Origin of the sequence: Escherichia sp. MOD1-EC6021 (assembly GCF_002965245.1) — a bacterium.
GTDB lineage: Bacteria > Pseudomonadota > Gammaproteobacteria > Enterobacterales > Enterobacteriaceae > Escherichia > Escherichia coli_F.
Window position 1 is genome coordinate 137,725 of the sequence record NZ_PTRU01000003.1, and the last position, 21,662, is coordinate 159,386.

Sequence of the window (21,662 nt, forward strand, 5' to 3'; positions counted from 1 at the left end):
GTTCTCTTTTATTTCTGCTTCGTTAACGTGTCATAACTGGTCATCAAATTACGATAATCAGGAATATGGTTAGAGAACAACGTCGCCAGTCCTTCAATATCATTACGCCAGTCGCGATGCAGCTCGCACGCCACGCCGAACCATGTCATCAATTGCGCACCAGCTTGCGACATGCGATCCCATGCCGAATGCCGGGTAATTTCATTAAAGGTCCCTGACGCGTCAGTCACGACAAAGACGTCAAACCCTTCTTCAATGGCTGAAAGCGCCGGGAATGCCACGCAAACTTCGGTTACCACACCGGCAATAATTAACTGTTTTTTACCTGTCGCTTTGACAGCTTTTACAAAATCTTCGTTATCCCAGGCGTTAATATTTCCCGGGCGAGCAATGTAAGGTGCATCGGGAAACTGTGCTTTCAGTTCTGGAACTAATGGGCCGTTAGGACCGGTTTCAAAACTGGTGGTAAGAATAGTAGGTAAGTTGAAATACTTAGCTAGGTCGCCCAGCGCCAGCACGTTATTTTTAAACTTATCGGGTTCGATATCCCGTACAAGGGAAAGTAAACCAGCCTGGTGATCAACAAGCAAAACGGCAGCATCATTTTTATCAAGACGAACATACGGTTTGGTCATCCTCTTCTCCTTTCGAGAGTCAGCGGTACGTCTGAAATCGGTCAGACGCGATGCATTGCTCTGAAAGCATAGACGGGAAATATGAGTTTGCTGTGACCATGAAATTTTTCGACTGAACGAAGCGTATGAAATTTGTGTTAGATCAATAAAAACAATCAGATGAGATTAATCATCTCTCCAGCATTAGCGTTATGAATGAGTAATATAAATCGATAATACCTCAGCTGCGATATGCGCGTATTTTCACCCATTGACAATGTTTTTGGCGGTGGCATGATGCGCATGAAATTTGAACTTCCTCACGGTTTTAATTCATGTCCACGTATACCCGGCCTGTCATGCTTTTGCTGTCTGGCCTGCTTTTGTTGACTTTGGCGATCGCAGTGTTAAATACACTCGTGCCGCTTTGGCTCGCCCAGGAACATATGTCCACATGGCAGGTAGGCGTTGTCAGCTCATCCTATTTTACCGGCAACCTGGTCGGTACATTGCTGACAGGGTATGTCATTAAGCGCATTGGCTTTAACCGCAGCTATTATCTGGCCTCCTTCATTTTTGCCGCTGGCTGTGCCGGCCTTGGCCTGATGATTGGATTCTGGAGCTGGTTGGCTTGGCGTTTTGTCGCTGGCGTCGGCTGTGCCATGATTTGGGTGGTTGTTGAGAGCGCGCTGATGTGCAGTGGGACGTCACGTAACCGTGGGCGTTTGCTTGCTGCGTATATGATGGTTTATTACGTGGGAACGTTTTTAGGCCAGTTACTGGTCAGCAAAGTTTCAACCGAGCTGATGTCCGTATTGCCGTGGGTTACAGGTTTGACGTTGGCAGGGATCTTACCGCTGTTGTTTACGCGTGTGCTGAATCAGCAGGCTGAAAACCATGATTCGACGTCAATTACGTCAATGCTAAAACTCCGTCAGGCGCGGCTTGGCGTGAATGGCTGCATTATCTCAGGAATCGTTCTGGGATCTCTATATGGCCTGATGCCGCTGTACCTCAATCACAAAGGGGTGAGCAATGCCAGCATTGGTTTCTGGATGGCGGTACTGGTCAGTGCGGGTATCCTTGGACAATGGCCGATTGGACGTCTGGCGGATAAGTTTGGTCGACTGCTGGTGTTGCGTGTTCAGGTCTTTGTCGTCATTCTCGGCAGTATCGCGATGCTTAGCCAGGCGGCGATGGCCCCAGCGTTATTCATCCTCGGTGCCGCTGGCTTTACGCTATATCCGGTGGCGATGGCATGGGCTTGCGAGAAAGTTGAACATCATCAACTGGTGGCGATGAACCAGGCCTTACTGTTGAGCTATACTGTGGGAAGTCTGCTTGGCCCGTCATTTACTGCCATGCTAATGCAGAATTTCTCCGATAATTTATTGTTTATCATGATCGCCAGCGTATCGTTTATCTATTTGCTGATGCTGCTTCGCAACGCCGGTCATACGCCGAAACCCGTTGCTCACGTGTAAATGAATTAACGCAGAGTGTGAACTTACTGTTTCACACTCTGCTTTTTTGTTTCTTCTCTCTGACTTGCTTTTTTCAAAATTTTATTCGTTTCAAAATAAAATGTGCAGCAGGTTATAATTTTGCATTTCGCTATTTCCGCACTTCTTATTTGCCGCGCATAATCCCTCGTTTTACAGATGCCCCTTTAATTTTGGCGAAGGATTTGTCTATGGCTGGGAATGTTCAGGAAAAACAGCTGCGATGGTACAACATTGCGCTGATGTCTTTTATCACTGTCTGGGGTTTTGGCAACGTTGTTAATAACTACGCCAACCAGGGGCTGGTGGTTGTTTTTTCATGGGTGTTTATCTTTGCGCTCTATTTCACACCTTATGCGCTAATTGTTGGTCAGTTAGGCTCGACCTTCAAAGATGGGAAGGGCGGGGTCAGTACCTGGATTAAACACACGATGGGACCCGGACTGGCTTACCTCGCCGCGTGGACCTACTGGGTAGTGCATATTCCCTATCTGGCACAAAAACCCCAGGCAATACTGATTGCGCTCGGTTGGGCGATGAAAGGCGACGGTTCGCTAATCAAAGAATATTCCGTCGTAGCGTTACAGGGGTTAACGCTGGTGCTGTTTGTCTTCTTTATGTGGGTTGCTTCACGCGGTATGAAATCGCTGAAAATCGTCGGTTCTGTGGCAGGGATTGCGATGTTTGTTATGTCGCTCCTGTATGTGGCGATGGCGGTAACCGCGCCTGCGATTACTGAAGTGCATATTGCGACCACAAACATTACCTGGGAAACGTTTATTCCTCATATCGACTTTACCTACATTACCACTATTTCAATGCTGGTTTTCGCGGTTGGCGGAGCAGAGAAGATTTCTCCTTACGTTAATCAAACGCGCAACCCAGGAAAAGAATTTCCAAAAGGGATGTTATGCCTGGCGGTGATGGTTGCGGTTTGTGCCATTCTGGGCTCACTGGCGATGGGGATGATGTTTGACTCGCGTAATATCCCGGATGACTTAATGACTAACGGTCAGTATTACGCCTTTCAGAAGCTGGGCGAATATTACAACATGGGTAATACTTTAATGGTGATTTATGCCATTGCGAATACCCTGGGACAAGTAGCTGCGCTGGTATTCTCGATTGATGCGCCGCTTAAAGTGTTATTAGGCGATGCTGACAGCAAATATATTCCAGCCAGTTTATGTCGTACCAACGCTTCTGGTACGCCCGTTAATGGCTATTTTCTGACCCTGGTGCTGGTGGCGATCCTGATAATGCTGCCGACTCTCGGCATTGGTGATATGAACAATCTCTATAAATGGCTGTTGAATCTTAACTCGGTAGTGATGCCGCTGCGTTATTTATGGGTATTTGTTGCATTTATTGCAGTTGTTCGCCTGGCGCAGAAATATAAGCCGGAATATGTCTTTATTCGTAATAAGCCGTTGGCAATGACCGTCGGAATTTGGTGTTTTGCCTTTACCGCTTTTGCCTGCCTGACTGGTATTTTCCCGAAAATGGAAGCCTTCACCGCAGAGTGGACATTCCAGTTGGCGCTGAATGTTGCAACGCCGTTTGTGCTGGTGGGATTAGGGCTGATATTCCCGCTGCTGGCGCGTAAAGCGAATAGCAAATAATTATTGTGGTCGGTGACGCTGACTCTGGCAGATCTGACCCGTTTTTACATAATCGAGAAATGCGCGCAAGCCGCAGGACATATACTGGCGGTTTGGGTAATAGATCTGGAAGCCTGGACGCTCTGTGATCCAGTCTTCCAGTACACATTCTAAACGACCGGTATCAAGGTACTCCTTGATCTGTTCATAGAGCAGATACCCGATACCAGCACCCATCAAAACGGCATCCAGTTCAGCATCAACATCATCCAGAATGATATTTCCTGCGACAGCAATTTCCAGCTCCTTTGCAAATTGCCAGTGGAAAGGTTTGCCGCTGGGATAACGAAAAACAACACATTGATGATTAAGCAGATCATGAGGATGGCGGGGTTTGCCATATCTTGCAAAGTACTCTGGCGTCGCTGCTACACATAATTTCACTGGCGGGCCGATCGCCACGCTGATCATATCTTTTTCGACGATGCCACTAAGTCGAACGCCAGCGTCAAAGCCCTGCTGGACGATATCAACAAGAGAGTCGTCAGTTGTGAGCTCGACTTTAATATCAGGATATTCACGTGTGAAACCAACCAGTAAAGGTATTAAAAATATACGTGCAGCTACCCGGGCGGCATTGATTTTGAGCGTACCTGTCGGTGTCAGACGAAAATCATTCATCTCATCTAACATGATCTGAATTTCGTCGAAAGCTGGGCGCAATCGTTCATAGAGATTAGAACCCGCTTCCGTTAACGATACGCTTCGGGTTGTCCGATTGAATAAGCGAATTTTAAGACGTTGTTCCAGTGTTTTAATACTATGGCTAATGGCGGACGAAGATAAGCCTAACTCATCGCCTGCTGCACGAAAGCTTTGATTACGGGCCACGGCAAAGAAAGTGGCAAAGTCAGACATATTCATCCGCATTAGTGAAAATCCTTCATTAACTCATCCTGAATCATCACGTTTACAGGATGATGCCGCCTGCGTAAAGTGCGCTCCAGAACTTAACGTGGAGGTAAAATTATGCAGTCTGAACGTATTTATTTGGTATGGGCCCATCCTCGTCATGATTCATTGACCGCACATATTGCTGATGCGATCCATCAGCGGGCAATGGAGCGGAAAATACAGGTGACGGAACTCGATTTATATCGGCGTAATTTCAACCCGGTGATGACGCCGGAAGATGAACCAGACTGGAAGAATATGGATAAACGTTATTCTCCAGAGGTTCATCAGCTTTATTCAGAGCTGCTTGAACATGACACGTTAGTGGTGGTTTTTCCTCTCTGGTGGTACAGCTTCCCAGCAATGCTAAAAGGATATATTGACAGAGTATGGAATAATGGGCTGGCTTATGGAGATGGGCACAAATTACCATTCAATAAAGTTCGTTGGGTGGCGCTGGTTGGAGGAGACAAAGAATCATTTGTCCAGATGGGCTGGGAAAAAAATATAAGCGATTATTTGATAAATATGTGCAGTTATCTTGGTATTGAAGATGCCGATGTCACTTTCTTGTGTAATACAGTGGTATTCGATGGGGAAGAACTTCACGCGAGCTATTATCAGTCGTTATTATCTCAGGTACGGGATATGGTAGATGCACTATAAGATGTGTTAAAACGCTGTAGCAGAATGAAGCGCGGAATAACAAAGCGGCAACTCAATAAAGTTGCCGCTTTACGGGGAAATTAGAACATTACCTTATGACCGTACTGCTCAAGAATGCCTTTCACGCGTTCCATGGTCTCTTTCTTCGGTGGTTTAACACCATCAAGTTTGTATTCTTCACCCATCGCCACCCATTTGTGTTTGCCCAGCTCGTGGTAGGGGAGAAGCTCGATTTTCTCAACGTTGCCCATATCACGGGTAAATTCACCGAGGCGATGTGCTGAATCGTCATCGTCAGACCAGCCTGGGACAACAACGTAGCGGATCCACACCTTCACATTTTTATTCGCCAGATATTTAGCAAACTCCAGCGTGCGGTGGTTGGAAACTCCAACCAGATTTTGGTGGATCTCGTCGTTCATCTGTTTGAGATCGAGCATTACCAGGTCGGTTACTTCCAGCAGTTCATCAATCACCGGATCGTAACGACGAACAAAACCGTTGGTATCCAGACAGGTATGAATGCCTTCTTTTTTGCAGGCGCGGAACCAGTCACGAACAAACTCAGCTTGCAGGATTGCTTCACCGCCGGATGCGGTAACGCCGCCGCCGGAAGCGTTCATAAAGTGGCGATAGGTCACCACTTCCTTCATCAAATCTTCAACGGTAACTTCTTTACCGCCATGCGTGTCCCAGGTGTCGCGGTTATGACAATACAGGCAGCGCATCAGGCAGCCCTGGAAAAAGGTGATAAAGCGAATACCCGGGCCGTCTACGGTTCCACAGGATTCAAAGGAGTGAATGCGACCAATAACTGACATTGCGGTGTTTCTCCAGATGTGGCCCATCTGAGGCCGTGTTGGTGCGCAGCTCGAAGGCTACGTCGAGTCTGTTTTGGCAGTCACCTTAAAGTATAGATAGCTGACAAAAAAGGCTCTCGTGCTAAAAAAGGCCCCACTTTCGTGGAGCCTTTATTGTACGCTTTTTACTGTACGATTTCAGTCAAAACTAATTACATAGATTGAGTGAAGGTACGAGTAATAACGTCCTGCTGCTGTTCTTTAGTCAGCGAGTTGAAACGTACTGCGTAGCCAGATACACGGATGGTCAGCTGCGGATATTTTTCCGGGTTTTCCATCGCGTCGAGCAGCATTTCACGGTTCATCACGTTAACGTTCAGGTGCTGACCACCTTCGATGGATGCTTCGTGGTGGAAGTAACCATCCATCAGACCAGCCAGGTTGGTCTTACGAACTTCGTCGTCTTTACCCAGTGCGTTCGGAACGATAGAGAAGGTGTAGGAGATACCATCTTTAGCGTAAGCAAACGGCAGTTTAGCAACGGAAGTCAGAGATGCTACAGCACCTTTCTGGTCACGACCGTGCATCGGGTTAGCACCCGGTCCGAACGGCGCGCCAGCACGACGACCGTCTGGGGTGTTACCAGTTTTCTTACCATACACAACGTTAGAAGTGATGGTCAGAACAGACTGAGTCGGGATTGCGTCACGGTAGGTGTGCAGTTTCTGAATTTTCTTCATGAAACGTTCTACCAGGTCAACCGCCAGGTCATCTACACGCGGGTCGTTGTTACCAAACTGCGGGTATTCGCCTTCGATTTCGAAGTCGATAGCCAGACCGTCTTCGTCACGAATCGGTTTAACTTTCGCATATTTGATTGCAGACAGGGAGTCAGCAGCAACGGACAGACCAGCAATACCACATGCCATGGTGCGGATAACGTCACGGTCGTGCAGCGCCATCAGAGAGGCTTCGTAGCTGTACTTGTCGTGCATGTAGTGGATGATGTTCAGTGCGGTGATGTACTGTTTAGCCAGCCAGTCCATGAAGTGATCCATGCGCTCCATCACTTCATCGTAGTTCAGGACGTCGCCTTTGATCGGTTCAGATTTCGGACCAACCTGCATTTTCAGTTTTTCGTCAACGCCGCCGTTGATTGCGTACAGCATGGTTTTCGCCAGGTTTGCACGCGCACCGAAGAACTGCATTTGTTTACCAACGATCATCGGGCTTACGCAGCAAGCGATAGCGTAGTCATCGTTGTTGAAGTCCGGACGCATCAGGTCATCGTTCTCATACTGCAGAGAAGAGGTGTCAATGGACACTTTAGCGGCGAATTTCTTGAAGTTCAGCGGCAGTTTTTCAGACCACAGAATGGTCATGTTCGGTTCCGGAGACGGACCCATGGTGTACAGGGTGTTCAGGAAACGGAAGCTGTTTTTGGTAACCAGGGTACGACCGTCGAGGCCCATACCACCGATAGATTCGGTTGCCCAGATCGGGTCGCCAGAGAACAGTTCATCGTATTCCGGAGTACGCAGGAAGCGCACCATACGCAGTTTCATGACCAGGTGGTCAACCATTTCCTGCGCTTCTTGTTCGGTGATCTTGCCAGCTTTCAGGTCACGTTCGATGTACACATCCAGGAAGGTGGAGGTACGACCGAAGGACATTGCAGCACCGTTCTGAGACTTAACAGCAGCCAGGTAGCCGAAGTAAGTCCACTGGATAGCTTCCTGAGCGTTGGTAGCCGGACCAGAGATGTCGTAGCCGTATTTCGCAGCCATTTCTTTCATCTGACCCAGAGCGCGGTGCTGTTCAGCGATTTCTTCGCGCAGACGGATAGTCTGTTCCAGGTTTACGCCGTTTTCCAGATCAGCCTGCAGAGAGGTGAACTGAGCGTATTTGTCTTTCATCAGGTAGTCGATACCGTACAGCGCAACGCGACGGTAGTCACCGATGATACGACCACGGCCATAAGCATCTGGCAGACCGGTCAGAACACCGGATTTACGGCAACGCAGGATGTCCGGAGTGTAAACGTCGAACACGCCCTGGTTGTGAGTTTTACGGTATTCAGTGAAGATTTTTTTGATCATCGGGTCCAGTTCGCGGTTGTACGCTTTGCAGGAACCTTCGATCATTTTGATACCACCGAACGGGATAAGAGCACGTTTCAGCGGAGCTTCAGTCTGCAGACCAACAACTTTTTCCAACGCTTTGTTGATGTAGCCAGCGTCGTGAGAGGTGATGGTGGAAGCAACAGCGGTGTCAAAGTCAACTGGCGCGTGAGTGCGGTTTTCCAGTTTAACGCCTTCCATTACTTTGTCCCACAGGGTGGTGGTCGCTTCAGTAGCGCCAGCCAGGAAGGACTCGTCACCCTCGTACGGAGTGTAGTTTTTCTGAATGAAGTCACGGACGTTTACTTCATTCTGCCAGTCACCTTTGGTAAAACCTTCCCAGGCTGTGGCTAACTTTTCATTAAGCTCGGACATGTAACACCTACCTTCTTAAGTGGATTTTTTATTTACTGCGTACTTCGACAACCATTAATGGTGATCGTTTTCACGCAGGTAAATGACCCAGTATGTCAACCCAACCAACAAACCACCGCCGATAATATTACCGATCGTAACCGGAATCAGGTTATCAGTGATGAAGTTCATCACGGTCAGGTGAGAAAAATTTTCCGGTGCAGAACCGACAGCGGTCCAGAATTCCGGAGATGCGAAGTCGCGGATTACAATACCCATCGGGATCATAAACATGTTTGCGATACTGTGCTCAAAACCGCTGGCAACAAACATCGCGACCGGCAGCACCATAATGAACGCTTTATCCATCAGGCTGCGGCCAGAATAACTCATCCATACTGCCAGACATACCATCAGGTTTGCCAGGATACCAAGGCAGACGGCCTCAATAAAAGTATGGTGCACTTTGTGGTCGGCGGTTTGTAGGACGTTTAGTCCCCATTGACCATTCGCGGTCATATACTCGCCGGAAAGCCACATTAAAAGTACAAACAGCAGTGCGCCGACCAGGTTGCCAAAATAGACATTTAGCCAGTTTTTCGCCAACTGACCCCAGGTGATGCGCCCACTCGCCTTAGCAACAACAATCAACACTGTGGAAGTAAAGAGATCGGCTCCGCAGACAACACAAAGAATCAGCCCCAGAGAGAAGCAAATGCCGCCAACCAGTTTTGCCATGCCGAAGGGCATTGTTCCTGTGCCAGTGGTTGCTGTGATATAGAAGACGAATGCGATTGAGATGAAAACACCGGCGGTAATCGCCAGATAGAAAGTCTTAAGCGGATGTTTCGTTGCTTTATAGACACCTGCCTCTTCGGCCACTTTGGCCATTGCTGCAGGAAGTAAAAGATCAAAAGGGTTGTCAGCTTTCACACTAACTCTCTCTTTATTAAGTCGGCGACGAGATACTAACAAAGCATTATAGATGAGAAATTGATATAGATCATATCTCGCCTGGCTTATAGGCCCGTAACTCGCATGGTTTTTATGCAAATACGGAGTAAATATTTGATTATCCAAATAAAAATAAATTTTAAAAATTAACAAATGAGTTGAATTTTTTCCGCATCCTCCGCTAAAACAGTTAATTAAAAGGGAGCACCAAGCGAATAAAGTAACAATATCGATCGTATTTATTAAATACAAATTACCGATATTTAACTTTATAATTACAATTATTTTATTAATGCAAATATATGTAAAGCGGGGCATTAAAAAAACGCCCCGTAATATAACTCAGACGAATCATTAAGCCTACATTGCGTAGGCTATTTGATTTTATTTTGCCCAGAATGCTGCTTTGGCGCGCTGCAGCTTTTCGTAGGCCTTCAACAACGACTGATGTGCAGCAAACGCGTGCAGATCGCTATCTACGGGTTGCAAGCCATAAAACGCCGATTCACCGCTCATTGCCGCACTGGCGGCTTCTACGGCATCTGCGCCATACATACGAACGAAGGCATTCAGATATTGCAGTGGTTGGCGGTCTTCTTCCTGTGCCAGTAATAACAACGTTTGCAGACAGCGATAATAGTTGGCGCGTTCCGGACTGAACACTGATGAGTTAAATTCCATCGTCCATTCAGTCCAGACCAGAGCCTGTTCCAGATCGCCACCAGCCAGCGCCAACATAGCCTTTAATTCACCGATACGCAGAGTGTACCAGCCGTTATCCGGCCCGGTTGCCAGACCCAATAGCTCACGCACGCGGGTAAAGTCATCAAAACCTTCTTCATCCAGTTGCTCGATGAGGTTCAGGTAATCTTCTTTTTCCCACTCGCTGCCTGGTAACGAAAGAATCGTTTCACGTAAATGGCTGCCCATACTGTTATTCGCCAGCCACAGATCTTCAGCCGGATAAATATCGGACATGCCAGGCACGATAATACGGCAAGCATAAACGCCCAGATGCTCGTAATCGGCAATATAAACTTCTTTATCTTCTTTGTTGAAGATAGCCATCAGCGTAGCAAACTCTTCTTCCGTGGTGCCTGAGAAGCTCCAGTCCACAAACGGATAATCGGCATCCTGCTTGAACAGGTCCCAGGAGATTAAACCGCTGGAATCGATAAAGTGCGTTTCGAGGTTAGTATGTTCAGCGACTTCTTCATCATCGAAGGTTGGCGGAGTAAACACATCCAAATCTTTCAGACCGCGGCCTTGCAGCAACTCGGTCACGGTACGTTCCAGTGCTACGCCAAAATCGGGATGCGCACCGAAAGAGGCAAAGCAGGTACCGTTAGCAGGATTGAACAGTACCACGCAAATCACCGGATACTGGCCGCCAAGCGAACCATCATAAGCAAAGATTGGGAAACCTTCTGCTTCCAGTGTTTCGATCGCTTCAACCACCGCTGGATAACGCGCAAGCACCTCTGCCGGGATCTCTGGAAGACTGATGCTTTCAGCAATAATGCGGTTTTTCACGTAGCGTTCGAAAACTTCGGACAACCCCTGAACGCGTGCTTCGTTTCGGGTATTGCCAGCGGACATACCGTTAGAAACGTACAGGTTACCAATGATATTCATCGGAATATAAACGATCTGATTGTCGGACTGGCGCGTAAACGGCAGACCACAAATACCACGATCTTCGTTACCAGATTGTAGGTCAATCAGCATGCTGCCGGTCAGTTCATTCTCCGGATCGTAAAATGCGCGCAGACGGTCATCGAGCAGCCCTTCTGGTACATCGTCGTTTTCGGTCAGTGGGAACCATTTTTCGTTGGGATAATGCACGAATGGACCGTTGGCGATGGTTTCGCCCAGCCAGAAATCAGCAAAAAAGTAGTTGGTTGAGAGACGCTCGAAATATTCACCGAGGGCAGATGCCAGCGCCGCTTTTTTGGTTGCGCCTTTACCGTTGGTAAAACACAGTGCGCACTCTTTGTCGCGAATGTGCACTGACCAGACGTTAGGCACGGGATTCAGCCAGGAGGCCTCTTCAATCTGAAAACCAAGGTCTGAAAGTTTTTGCTGGAAGCGAGCGATGGAATCTTCCAGGGCGGCATCTTTGCCGGGGATAAATGTTTGCGTCATGAAAATCACTTTAGTCGTACGGAAAGCGCGCAATAATACGGGTTTTATCTCAAAGGCGCTATCACCGCCGCCAGGCAGATGAACTGTTGACTATGCTTTTAGCGGATAAACCACGATAAGAGCATAAAAATGAAGGCATTCGATCTCCACCGTATGGCATTTGATAAAGTGCCTTTTGATTTCCTTGGCGAAGTTGCACTACGTAGTCTTTATACCTTTGTACTGGTCTTTTTATTCCTCAAAATGACCGGCAGACGCGGTGTGCGGCAGATGTCGCTGTTTGAAGTGTTAATCATTCTGACGCTGGGGTCAGCGGCGGGGGATGTGGCGTTTTATGATGATGTGCCGATGGTTCCGGTGCTTATCGTCTTTATTACTCTGGCGTTGTTATACCGTCTGGTAATGTGGTTGATGGCGCACAGTGAAAAACTGGAAGATCTTCTGGAAGGCAAGCCGGTTGTCATTATTGAGGATGGTGAGCTGGCCTGGTCGAAACTTAATAACTCCAACATGACGGAATTTGAGTTCTTTATGGAGCTGCGACTGCGTGGAGTGGAGCAGTTGGGGCAGGTACGTCTGGCGATTCTCGAAACCAACGGGCAAATCAGTGTCTATTTCTTTGAAGATGACAAGGTCAAACCGGGATTACTTATTTTACCCAGTGACTGTACTCAGCGTTACAAAGTGGTGCCTGAGTCGGCGGACTATGCTTGCATCCGTTGCAGTGAGATCATTCATATGAATGCAGGGGAAAAACAATTATGTCCGCGCTGCGCAAATCCAGAATGGACGAAGGCAAGTCGGGCTAAACGGGTGACCTGACAGCAAAAAAATCGGTTTTTGGACAATAATCCGAGAGATTCTATTGTGTGACGCGTGCCGCATTTTTGCCCTCGACTGTTTTACCCATTGCGATGCGCGCCACTGAATGATAAAACCGATAGCCACAGGAATAATGTATTACCCGCGGTCGCAATCGATTGTCCGTGGGTTAATGGCAACGCAACGTGGTGAGGGGAAATGGCTCAAATCTTCAATTTTAGTTCTGGTCCGGCAATGCTACCGGCAGAGGTGCTTAAACAGGCTCAACAGGAACTGCGCGACTGGAACGGTCTTGGTACGTCGGTGATGGAAGTGAGCCACCGTGGTAAAGAGTTCATTCAGGTTGCAGAGGAAGCCGAGAAGGATTTTCGCGATCTTCTTAATATCCCCTCCAACTATAAAGTATTGTTCTGCCACGGCGGTGGTCGCGGTCAGTTTGCTGCTGTTCCGCTGAATATTCTTGGTGATAAAACCACTGCAGATTATGTTGATGCCGGTTACTGGGCGGCAAGTGCCATTAAAGAAGCGAAAAAATACTGCAAGCCAAATGTCTTTGACGCCAAAGTGACTGTTGATGGTCTTCGTGCGGTTAAGCCAATGCGTGAATGGCAGCTCTCTGATAATGCCGCTTATATGCATTACTGCCCAAATGAGACCATCGATGGTATCGCCATCGACGAAACGCCAGACTTTGGTAAAGAAGTGGTGGTTGCAGCCGACTTCTCTTCAACAATTCTTTCCCGTCCAATTGACGTCAGTCGTTACGGTGTGATTTATGCTGGCGCACAGAAAAATATCGGCCCGGCGGGCCTGACAATCGTCATCGTTCGTGAAGACTTACTGGGTAAAGCGAATATCGCTTGTCCGTCGATTCTGGATTATTCCATCCTTAACGATAACGACTCAATGTTTAACACGCCGCCGACATTTGCCTGGTACCTGTCCGGTCTGGTATTCAAATGGCTGAAAGCGAACGGCGGCGTGGCTGCAATGGATAAAATCAATCAGCAAAAAGCAGAACTGCTGTATGGGGTGATTGATAACAGCGATTTCTACCGCAATGACGTGGCGAAAGCTAACCGTTCGCGGATGAACGTGCCGTTCCAGTTGGCGGACAGTGCGCTTGACAAATTGTTCCTTGAAGAGTCTTTTGCTGCGGGGCTGCATGCCCTGAAAGGGCATCGTGTGGTCGGCGGTATGCGTGCGTCAATTTATAACGCAATGCCTCTGGAAGGCGTTAAAGCGCTGACAGACTTCATGATTGAGTTCGAACGCCGTCACGGCTAATGCCGAAATTTTGCTTAATCCCCACAGCCAGCCTGTGGGGTTTTTATTTCTGTTGTAGAGAGTTGAGTTCATGGAATCCCTGACGTTACAACCCATCGCTCGTGTCGATGGCACCATTAATCTGCCCGGTTCCAAGAGCGTTTCTAACCGCGCTTTATTGCTGGCGGCATTAGCACACGGCAAAACAGTATTAACCAATCTGCTGGATAGCGATGACGTGCGCCATATGCTGAATGCATTAACAGCGTTAGGGGTAAGCTATACGCTTTCAGCCGATCGTACGCGTTGCGAAATCATCGGTAACGGCGGTCCATTACACGCAAAAAGTGCCCTGGAGTTGTTCCTCGGTAACGCCGGAACGGCAATGCGTCCGCTGGCGGCAGCTCTTTGTCTGGGTAGCAATGATATTGTGCTGACCGGTGAACCGCGTATGAAAGAACGCCCCATTGGTCATCTGGTGGATGCGCTGCGCCTGGGCGGGGCGAAGATCACTTACCTGGAACAAGAAAATTATCCACCATTGCGTTTACAGGGCGGCTTTACTGGCGGCAACGTTGACGTTGATGGCTCCGTTTCCAGCCAGTTCCTCACCGCACTGTTAATGACTGCGCCTCTTGCACCGGAAGATACGGTGATTCGTATTAAAGGCGATCTGGTCTCTAAACCTTATATCGACATCACACTCAATCTGATGAAGACGTTTGGTGTTGAAATTGAAAATCAGCACTATCAACAATTTGTCGTAAAAGGCGGGCAGTCTTATCAGTCTCCGGGTACTTATTTGGTCGAAGGTGATGCATCTTCGGCTTCTTACTTCCTGGCAGCAGCAGCAATCAAAGGCGGCACTGTAAAAGTGACCGGCATTGGACGCAACAGTATGCAGGGTGATATTCGCTTTGCTGATGTGCTGGAAAAAATGGGCGCGACCATTTGCTGGGGCGATGATTATATTTCCTGCACGCGGGGTGAACTGAACGCTATTGATATGGATATGAACCATATTCCTGATGCGGCGATGACCATTGCCACGGCGGCGTTATTTGCAAAAGGCACCACCACGCTGCGCAATATCTATAACTGGCGTGTTAAAGAGACCGATCGCCTGTTTGCGATGGCAACAGAACTGCGTAAAGTTGGTGCGGAAGTAGAAGAGGGGCACGATTACATTCGTATCACTCCACCGGAAAAACTGAACTTTGCCGAGATCGCAACATACAATGATCACCGGATGGCGATGTGTTTCTCGCTGGTGGCGTTGTCAGATACACCAGTGACGATTCTTGATCCCAAATGCACGGCCAAAACATTTCCGGATTATTTCGAGCAGCTGGCGCGGATTAGCCAGGCAGCCTGAATGAACATTGGGCGATAAAAATCTTTCTTTATCAAAACGTCGGCACATTGCCGGCGTTTTTTTTCGGACCTTGTGAGTCATTTTGATTAATGGTAGCGTCGTTTGTCAATGTAAGTTATTGATACATAATATTTATATATGATTAATCAACGGATGATTCACATGAAGAATACTAAATTACTGCTGGCGATTGCGGCCTCTGCAGCTTTACTGACAGGGTGTCAGAATACCCACGGTATTGATACCAATATGGCTATCAGCTCAGGTTTAAATGCCTATAAAGCAGCAACGTTAAGCGATGCTGATGCAAAAGCGATTGCCAATCAGGGCTGTGCCGAAATGGACAGCGGCAATCAAGTCGCAAGTAAATCCAGCAAGTACGGTAAACGTCTGGCAAAAATCGCCAAAGCATTGGGTAACAATATTAATGGCACGCCGGTCAACTATAAGGTTTATATGACCAGCGACGTCAACGCATGGGCGATGGCGAACGGCTGTGTTCGTGTCTACAGTGGCCTGATGGACATGATGAACGACAACGAAATTGAAGGTGTTCTGGGTCATGAACTGGGCCACGTCGCGTTGGGTCACTCGCTGGCTGAAATGAAAGCTTCTTATGCGATCGTTGCCGCACGTGATGCGATTTCCGCTACCAGCGGTGTGGCTTCCCAGCTTTCTCGCTCACAATTAGGTGATATCGCAGAAGGCGCGATCAATGCTAAATACTCCCGCGATAAAGAGTCCGAAGCAGATGATTTCTCCTTTGATCTGTTGAAGAAACGTGGCATCAGCACCCAGGGGCTGGTTGGCAGCTTTGAAAAATTGGCCAGCCTGGATGGCGGCCGTACCCAGTCCATGTTTGACTCTCACCCACCATCAACAGAGCGTGCGCAACACATCCGTGATCGTATCGCCTCTGGTAAGTAAATCATTGTCATCTTTCGGGCTGGTCTTCTGCCAGCCCGCTATAATTGCGCAATAAATCCCCATCTGAATACAGACAAAACTGGTTTTTGCACACAACGTTAACGATTTGTGGCGTCGGCGCGTATAATGCGCGCGGTTATGTTAACGGTACGCCTGTTTTAAGGAGATAAAGATGACGGCAATTGCCCCGGTTATTACCATTGATGGCCCAAGCGGTGCAGGGAAAGGCACCTTGTGTAAGGCTATGGCGGAAGCGTTGCAATGGCATCTGCTGGACTCGGGTGCAATTTATCGCGTACTGGCACTGGCGGCATTACATCACCATGTTGATGTTGCATCGGAAGATGCGCTCGTGCCGCTGGCATCCCATCTGGATGTACGTTTTGTGTCGACCAATGGCAATCTGGAAGTGATCCTCGAAGGGGAAGATGTCAGCGGCGAAATTCGTACTCAGGAAGTGGCGAATGCTGCTTCACAAGTCGCGGCATTCCCACGCGTTCGTGAAGCATTATTGCGTCGCCAACGCGCGTTTCGCGAATTACCAGGCTTGATTGCCGATGGCCGCGACATGGGAACGGTGGTATTCCCTGATGCGCCAGTGAAAATTTTCCTTGACGCCTCCTCGGAAGAACGTGCGCATCGCCGCATGCTACAGTTGCAGGAGAAGGGCTTTAGTGTTAACTTTGAGCGCCTTTTGGCCGAGATCAAAGAACGCGACGACCGCGATCGTAACCGAGCGGTAGCGCCACTGGTTCCGGCAGCCGATGCTTTAGTGTTGGATTCCACCACCTTAAGCATTGAGCAAGTGATTGAAAAAGCGCTACAATACGCGCGCCAGAAATTGGCTCTCGCATAAGCGACCGAATTTGCAGTACCCCCGTTGCAATGGAATGACAGCGGGTATGTTAAACAACCCCATCCGGCATGGAGCCAGGTGGACGTTAAATATAAACCTGAAGATTAAACATGACTGAATCTTTTGCTCAACTCTTTGAAGAGTCCTTAAAAGAAATCGAAACCCGCCCGGGTTCTATCGTTCGTGGCGTTGTTGTTGCTATCGACAAAGACGTAGTACTGGTTGACGCTGGTCTGAAATCTGAGTCCGCCATCCCGGCTGAGCAGTTCAAAAACGCCCAGGGCGAGCTGGAAATCCAGGTAGGTGACGAAGTTGACGTTGCTCTGGACGCAGTAGAAGACGGCTTCGGTGAAACTCTGCTGTCCCGTGAGAAAGCTAAACGTCACGAAGCCTGGATCACGCTGGAAAAAGCTTACGAAGATGCTGAAACTGTTACCGGTGTTATCAACGGCAAAGTTAAGGGCGGCTTCACTGTTGAGCTGAACGGTATTCGTGCGTTCCTGCCAGGTTCTCTGGTAGACGTTCGTCCGGTGCGTGACACTCTGCACCTGGAAGGCAAAGAGCTTGAATTCAAAGTAATCAAGCTGGATCAGAAGCGCAACAACGTTGTTGTTTCTCGTCGTGCCGTTATCGAATCCGAAAACAGCGCAGAGCGCGATCAGCTGCTGGAAAACCTGCAGGAAGGCATGGAAGTTAAAGGTATCGTTAAGAACCTCACTGACTACGGTGCATTCGTTGATCTGGGCGGCGTTGACGGCCTGCTGCACATCACTGATATGGCCTGGAAACGCGTTAAGCATCCGAGCGAAATCGTCAACGTGGGCGACGAAATCACTGTTAAAGTGCTGAAGTTCGACCGCGAACGTACCCGTGTATCCCTGGGCCTGAAACAGCTGGGCGAAGATCCGTGGGTAGCTATTGCTAAACGTTATCCGGAAGGTACCAAACTGACTGGTCGCGTGACCAACCTGACCGACTACGGCTGCTTCGTTGAAATCGAAGAAGGCGTTGAAGGCCTGGTACACGTTTCCGAAATGGATTGGACCAACAAAAACATCCACCCGTCCAAAGTTGTTAACGTTGGCGATGTCGTGGAAGTTATGGTTCTGGATATCGACGAAGAACGTCGTCGTATCTCCCTGGGTCTGAAACAGTGCAAAGCTAACCCGTGGCAGCAGTTCGCGGAAACCCACAACAAGGGTGACCGTGTTGAAGGTAAAATCAAGTCTATCACTGACTTCGGTATCTTCATCGGCCTGGACGGCGGCATCGACGGCCTGGTTCACCTGTCTGACATCTCCTGGAACGTTGCAGGCGAAGAAGCAGTTCGTGAATACAAAAAAGGCGACGAAATCGCTGCAGTTGTTCTGCAGGTTGACGCAGAACGTGAACGTATCTCCCTGGGCGTTAAACAGCTCGCAGAAGATCCGTTCAACAACTGGGTTGCTCTGAACAAGAAAGGCGCTATCGTAACCGGTAAAGTAACTGCAGTTGACGCTAAAGGCGCAACCGTAGAACTGGCTGACGGCGTTGAAGGTTACCTGCGTGCTTCTGAAGCATCCCGTGACCGCGTTGAAGACGCTACCCTGGTTCTGAGCGTTGGCGACGAAGTTGAAGCTAAATTCACCGGTGTTGATCGTAAAAACCGCGCAATCAGCCTGTCTGTTCGTGCGAAAGACGAAGCTGACGAGAAAGATGCAATCGCAACTGTTAACAAACAGGAAGATGCAAACTTCTCCAACAACGCAATGGCTGAAGCTTTCAAAGCAGCTAAAGGCGAGTAATTCTCTGACTCTTCGGGATTTTTATTCCGAAGTTTGTTGAGTTTACTTGACAGATTGCAGGTTTCGTCCTGTAATCAAGCACTAAGGGCGGCTACGGCCGCCCTTAATCAATGCAGCAACAGCAGCCGCTTAATTTGCCTTTAAGGAACCGGAGGAATCATGACCAAGTCAGAATTGATAGAAAGACTTGCCACCCAGCAATCGCACATTCCCGCCAAGACGGTTGAAGATGCAGTAAAAGAGATGCTGGAGCATATGGCCTCGACTCTTGCGCAGGGCGAGCGTATTGAAATCCGCGGTTTCGGCAGTTTCTCTTTGCACTACCGCGCACCACGTACCGGACGTAATCCGAAGACTGGCGATAAAGTAGAACTGGAAGGAAAATACGTTCCTCACTTTAAACCAGGTAAAGAACTGCGCGATCGCGCCAATATTTACGGTTAAGTTTTTACCCAAACTTGAACGCGAGAAAAGCACCTGTCGGGTGCTTTTTTCATTTCTCTAATCTGAAACTGGAAGCTGCCTCGCAGAGTTTTGAGCAGTTTTCACTTTCTCGTTAAATTCTTCTGAACGCACCTCGGGGAACATAAAACTACCACCAGACAGCCGTTCAAATAAGTTGCACACTTTCCATAAACAGGGAGAGGTGCATGAAAATAACGACAGTCGGCGTAAGCATAATTTGCGGAATTTTTCCGTTGTTGATTTTGCCCCAATTGCCTGGGACATTAACCCTTGCGTTTCTGACAGTCTTCGCCTGCGTACTGGCATTTATTCCTGTTAAAGCCGTCCGTTATATCGCGCTGACGCTGCTGTTTTTTCTTTGGGGCATATTAGCGGCAAAGCAAATTTTGTGGGCAGGAGAAACCTTAAGTGGCGCGACGCAGGATGCAATAGTTGAGATCACTGCTACTGACGGCATGACCACTCATTACGGTCAAATTACTCATCTACAAGGTCGACGTATATTCCCTGCGCCAGGCCTCGTACTGTATGGCGAATATCTTCCGCAAGCGGTTTGTGCCGGACAAGTATGGTCAATGAAACTCAAAGTTCGTGCAGTTCATGGCCAACTTAATGATGGCGGCTTTGATAGCCAGCGTTATGCCATTGCCCAGCATCAACCGCTCACCGGCCGTTTTCTGCAGGCAAGTGTCATTGAACCGAATTGTAGCCTGCGTGCACAGTATCTGGCGTCACTACAAACAACGCTGCAACCCTATATGTGGAACGCGGTTATTCTTGGATTAGGTATGGGGGAACGGTTATCCGTCCCCAAAGAAATCAAAAATATCATGCGTGATACTGGAACGGCGCATTTAATGGCGATATCAGGATTGCACATCGCTTTTGCGGCGTTGCTGGCTGCAGGACTCATTCGCGGTGGGCAAGTTTTTCTGCCTGGGTGCTGGATCCACTGGCAAATGCCATTAATTGGTGGAATCTGCTGTGCTGCTTTTTACGCCTGGCTAACGGGAATGCAGCCTCCTGCATTGCGTACCGTGGTGGCGCTTGCCATTTGGGGAATGCTTAAGTTAAGTGGACGACAATGGAGTGGCTGGGATGTATGGATATGTTGTCTGGCGGCAATTTTGCTGATGGATCCTGTTGCCATTCTTTCGCAAAGTTTATGGCTCTCTGCCGCTGCGGTAGCGGCGCTGATTTTTTGGTATCAGTGGTTTCCCTGTCCGGAGTGGCAGCTGCCGCCAGCATTGCGCGCGGTTGTTTCCCTCATCCATCTGCAACTGGGAATCACCCTCCTGCTTATGCCCGTGCAAATTGTCATATTTCATGGCATTAGTCTGACCTCGTTTATTGCAAATCTTTTTGCAATTCCCCTGGTGACATTTATCACGGTTCCGTTGATTCTCGCCGCGATGGTTGTGCATTTAAGCGGGCCGTTTATTCTGGAACAAGGGTTATGGTTTCTTGCCGACCGGTCTTTGGCTTTACTTTTCTGGGGGTTAAAGAGTTTGCCGGAAGGGTGGATCAACATTGCTGAACGTTGGCAATGGCTAACATTTTCCCCATGGTTCTTACTGGTGGTATGGCGATTAAACGCCTGGCGAGCGTTGCCGGCAATGTGTGTGGCTGGAGGCTTGCTGATGTGCTGGCCGCTGTGGCAAAAACCTCGGCCTGACGCGTGGCAGGTGTACATGCTTGATGTCGGGCAAGGGCTGGCAATGGTGATAGCCAGAAACGGTAAAGCGATTCTCTATGACACCGGACTGGCCTGGCCGGAGGGGGATAGTGGGCAACAACTGATTATCCCCTGGCTACGCTGGCATAATCTTGAACCAGAAGGCGTCATTCTTAGTCATGAACATCTGGATCATCGGGGAGGGCTGGACTCGATATTACGAGCCTGGCCGACGTTATGGGTCAGAAGCCCTTTAAGCTGGGAACATCATCAGCCCTGTGTGCGTGGCGAAGCGTGGCAATGGCAAGGATTGCGTTTCAGCGTGCACTGGCCTTTACAAGGTAGCAACGATAAAGGAAATAACCATTCCTGTGTGGTTAAGGTTGATGACGGGACGAATAGCATTCTCCTAACCGGTGATATTGAAGCCCCCGCTGAACAAAAGATGCTAAGCCGTTACTGGCAGCAAATGCAGGCAACATTACTTCAGGTACCTCACCATGGCAGTAATACCTCATCATCGTTGCCATTAATTCAGCGAGTGAATGGAAAAGTGGCACTCGCATCGGCATCGCGCTATAACGCATGGCGACTGCCCTCAAGCAAAGTTAAACATCGCTATCAACAACAGGGTTATAAGTGGCTTGATACTCCACATCAGGGTCAAATAACGGTCAATTTTTCAGCGCAAGGCTGGCGGATTAGCAGCCTCAGAGAGCAAATTTTACCTCGTTGGTATCATCAGTGGTTTGGCGTGCCAGTGGATAACGGGTAGAATATGC

General features: G+C 48.7%; 17 protein-coding genes. 11 read left to right on the top strand and 6 right to left on the bottom strand.

What is annotated here, in order from left to right:
- Positions 1-8: 8 nt before the first annotated feature.
- Positions 9-635 (bottom strand): isochorismate family cysteine hydrolase YcaC, encoded by a 627-nt coding sequence (ycaC, locus tag BEB54_RS05030; RefSeq protein WP_000165876.1) that lies wholly within the window; start codon positions 633-635, stop codon positions 9-11.
- A 314-nt stretch (positions 636-949) separates the two neighbouring features.
- On the opposite strand from ycaC, the gene BEB54_RS05035 reads away from it, so the two are divergent.
- Both BEB54_RS05035 and BEB54_RS05040 read left to right on the top strand, forming a co-directional pair.
- Positions 950-2,098 (top strand): MFS transporter, encoded by a 1,149-nt coding sequence (locus tag BEB54_RS05035; RefSeq protein ID WP_000109295.1) that lies wholly within the window; start codon positions 950-952, stop codon positions 2,096-2,098.
- A gap of 209 nt (positions 2,099-2,307) precedes the next feature.
- Positions 2,308-3,738 carry an APC family permease gene (locus BEB54_RS05040; RefSeq protein ID WP_032183852.1) on the top strand — a complete coding sequence of 477 codons (1,431 nt, stop codon included), beginning with the start codon at positions 2,308-2,310 and terminating at the stop codon, positions 3,736-3,738.
- Here BEB54_RS05040 and BEB54_RS05045 read toward each other — a convergent pair whose 3' ends face one another.
- Positions 3,739-4,647, bottom strand: a complete 909-nt coding sequence (locus tag BEB54_RS05045; protein WP_001242668.1) for a LysR family transcriptional regulator — start codon at positions 4,645-4,647, stop codon at positions 3,739-3,741.
- Between the two features lie 99 nt (positions 4,648-4,746).
- Here BEB54_RS05045 and BEB54_RS05050 point away from each other — a divergent pair, with 99 nt between their 5' ends.
- A complete protein-coding gene (locus tag BEB54_RS05050) occupies positions 4,747-5,337 on the top strand; it encodes an NAD(P)H oxidoreductase (RefSeq protein WP_032302794.1) in 591 nt (196 codons plus the stop codon).
- An 80-nt stretch (positions 5,338-5,417) separates the two neighbouring features.
- On the opposite strand, the gene pflA is transcribed toward BEB54_RS05050, so the two are convergent.
- The 4 genes from pflA to ycaO form a co-directional block, all read right to left on the bottom strand.
- Entirely contained in the window at positions 5,418-6,158 is a 741-nt protein-coding gene (gene pflA / locus BEB54_RS05055) for a pyruvate formate lyase 1-activating protein (RefSeq protein WP_000111043.1), read from the bottom strand.
- Positions 6,159-6,349: 191 nt separating this feature from the next.
- Complete coding sequence (pflB, locus tag BEB54_RS05060; RefSeq protein ID WP_001292814.1) at positions 6,350-8,632, bottom strand: formate C-acetyltransferase; 2,283 nt, start codon at positions 8,630-8,632, stop codon at positions 6,350-6,352.
- A 54-nt stretch (positions 8,633-8,686) separates the two neighbouring features.
- On the bottom strand, positions 8,687-9,544 hold the full coding sequence (gene focA, locus BEB54_RS05065; RefSeq protein ID WP_000642546.1) for a formate transporter FocA: 858 nt from the start codon (positions 9,542-9,544) through the stop codon (positions 8,687-8,689).
- 405 nt (positions 9,545-9,949) lie between these two features.
- On the bottom strand, positions 9,950-11,710 hold the full coding sequence (ycaO, locus tag BEB54_RS05070; RefSeq protein ID WP_088541641.1) for a 30S ribosomal protein S12 methylthiotransferase accessory factor YcaO: 1,761 nt from the start codon (positions 11,708-11,710) through the stop codon (positions 9,950-9,952).
- 129 nt (positions 11,711-11,839) lie between these two features.
- Here ycaO and BEB54_RS05075 point away from each other — a divergent pair, with 129 nt between their 5' ends.
- The 8 genes from BEB54_RS05075 to BEB54_RS05110 all read left to right on the top strand — a co-directional run bounded on the left by BEB54_RS05075 (position 11,840) and on the right by BEB54_RS05110 (position 21,655).
- The gene (locus BEB54_RS05075) at positions 11,840-12,532 is read left to right on the top strand and encodes a DUF421 domain-containing protein (RefSeq protein WP_000642852.1); all 693 of its coding nucleotides are present in this window, start codon (positions 11,840-11,842) and stop codon (positions 12,530-12,532) included.
- Between the two features lie 198 nt (positions 12,533-12,730).
- Positions 12,731-13,819, top strand: coding sequence for a 3-phosphoserine/phosphohydroxythreonine transaminase (gene serC, locus BEB54_RS05080; RefSeq protein ID WP_000057129.1), 1,089 nt, complete (start codon positions 12,731-12,733; stop codon positions 13,817-13,819).
- Between the two features lie 70 nt (positions 13,820-13,889).
- The gene (aroA, locus tag BEB54_RS05085) at positions 13,890-15,173 is read left to right on the top strand and encodes a 3-phosphoshikimate 1-carboxyvinyltransferase (RefSeq protein WP_000445247.1); all 1,284 of its coding nucleotides are present in this window, start codon (positions 13,890-13,892) and stop codon (positions 15,171-15,173) included.
- A gap of 162 nt (positions 15,174-15,335) precedes the next feature.
- Entirely contained in the window at positions 15,336-16,100 is a 765-nt protein-coding gene (gene ycaL / locus BEB54_RS05090; protein WP_001353317.1) for a metallopeptidase YcaL, read from the top strand.
- A 172-nt stretch (positions 16,101-16,272) separates the two neighbouring features.
- Positions 16,273-16,956, top strand: coding sequence for a (d)CMP kinase (gene cmk / locus BEB54_RS05095; RefSeq protein WP_000125016.1), 684 nt, complete (start codon positions 16,273-16,275; stop codon positions 16,954-16,956).
- 110 nt (positions 16,957-17,066) lie between these two features.
- On the top strand, positions 17,067-18,740 hold the full coding sequence (rpsA, locus tag BEB54_RS05100) for a 30S ribosomal protein S1 (protein ID WP_000140327.1): 1,674 nt from the start codon (positions 17,067-17,069) through the stop codon (positions 18,738-18,740).
- A 159-nt stretch (positions 18,741-18,899) separates the two neighbouring features.
- Entirely contained in the window at positions 18,900-19,184 is a 285-nt protein-coding gene (gene ihfB, locus BEB54_RS05105; protein ID WP_000167336.1) for an integration host factor subunit beta, read from the top strand.
- A 206-nt stretch (positions 19,185-19,390) separates the two neighbouring features.
- The gene (locus BEB54_RS05110; protein WP_105282145.1) at positions 19,391-21,655 is read left to right on the top strand and encodes a ComEC family protein; all 2,265 of its coding nucleotides are present in this window, start codon (positions 19,391-19,393) and stop codon (positions 21,653-21,655) included.
- Positions 21,656-21,662 lie beyond the last annotated feature (7 nt).

Bases quoted from the DNA above. Each gene is read 5' to 3' on its own strand.
- ycaC (WP_000165876.1), bottom strand. From the start codon at position 635: ATGACCAAACCGTATGTTCGTCTTGATAAAAATGATGCTGCCGTTTTG.
- BEB54_RS05035 (WP_000109295.1), top strand. From the start codon at position 950: ATGTCCACGTATACCCGGCCTGTCATGCTTTTGCTGTCTGGCCTGCTT.
- BEB54_RS05040 (WP_032183852.1), top strand. From the start codon at position 2,308: ATGGCTGGGAATGTTCAGGAAAAACAGCTGCGATGGTACAACATTGCG.
- BEB54_RS05045 (WP_001242668.1), bottom strand. From the start codon at position 4,647: ATGCGGATGAATATGTCTGACTTTGCCACTTTCTTTGCCGTGGCCCGT.
- BEB54_RS05050 (WP_032302794.1), top strand. From the start codon at position 4,747: ATGCAGTCTGAACGTATTTATTTGGTATGGGCCCATCCTCGTCATGAT.
- pflA (WP_000111043.1), bottom strand. From the start codon at position 6,158: ATGTCAGTTATTGGTCGCATTCACTCCTTTGAATCCTGTGGAACCGTA.
- pflB (WP_001292814.1), bottom strand. From the start codon at position 8,632: ATGTCCGAGCTTAATGAAAAGTTAGCCACAGCCTGGGAAGGTTTTACC.
- ycaO (WP_088541641.1), bottom strand. From the start codon at position 11,710: ATGACGCAAACATTTATCCCCGGCAAAGATGCCGCCCTGGAAGATTCC.
- BEB54_RS05075 (WP_000642852.1), top strand. From the start codon at position 11,840: ATGAAGGCATTCGATCTCCACCGTATGGCATTTGATAAAGTGCCTTTT.
- serC (WP_000057129.1), top strand. From the start codon at position 12,731: ATGGCTCAAATCTTCAATTTTAGTTCTGGTCCGGCAATGCTACCGGCA.
- aroA (WP_000445247.1), top strand. From the start codon at position 13,890: ATGGAATCCCTGACGTTACAACCCATCGCTCGTGTCGATGGCACCATT.
- ycaL (WP_001353317.1), top strand. From the start codon at position 15,336: ATGAAGAATACTAAATTACTGCTGGCGATTGCGGCCTCTGCAGCTTTA.
- cmk (WP_000125016.1), top strand. From the start codon at position 16,273: ATGACGGCAATTGCCCCGGTTATTACCATTGATGGCCCAAGCGGTGCA.
- rpsA (WP_000140327.1), top strand. From the start codon at position 17,067: ATGACTGAATCTTTTGCTCAACTCTTTGAAGAGTCCTTAAAAGAAATC.
- ihfB (WP_000167336.1), top strand. From the start codon at position 18,900: ATGACCAAGTCAGAATTGATAGAAAGACTTGCCACCCAGCAATCGCAC.
- BEB54_RS05110 (WP_105282145.1), top strand. From the start codon at position 19,391: ATGAAAATAACGACAGTCGGCGTAAGCATAATTTGCGGAATTTTTCCG.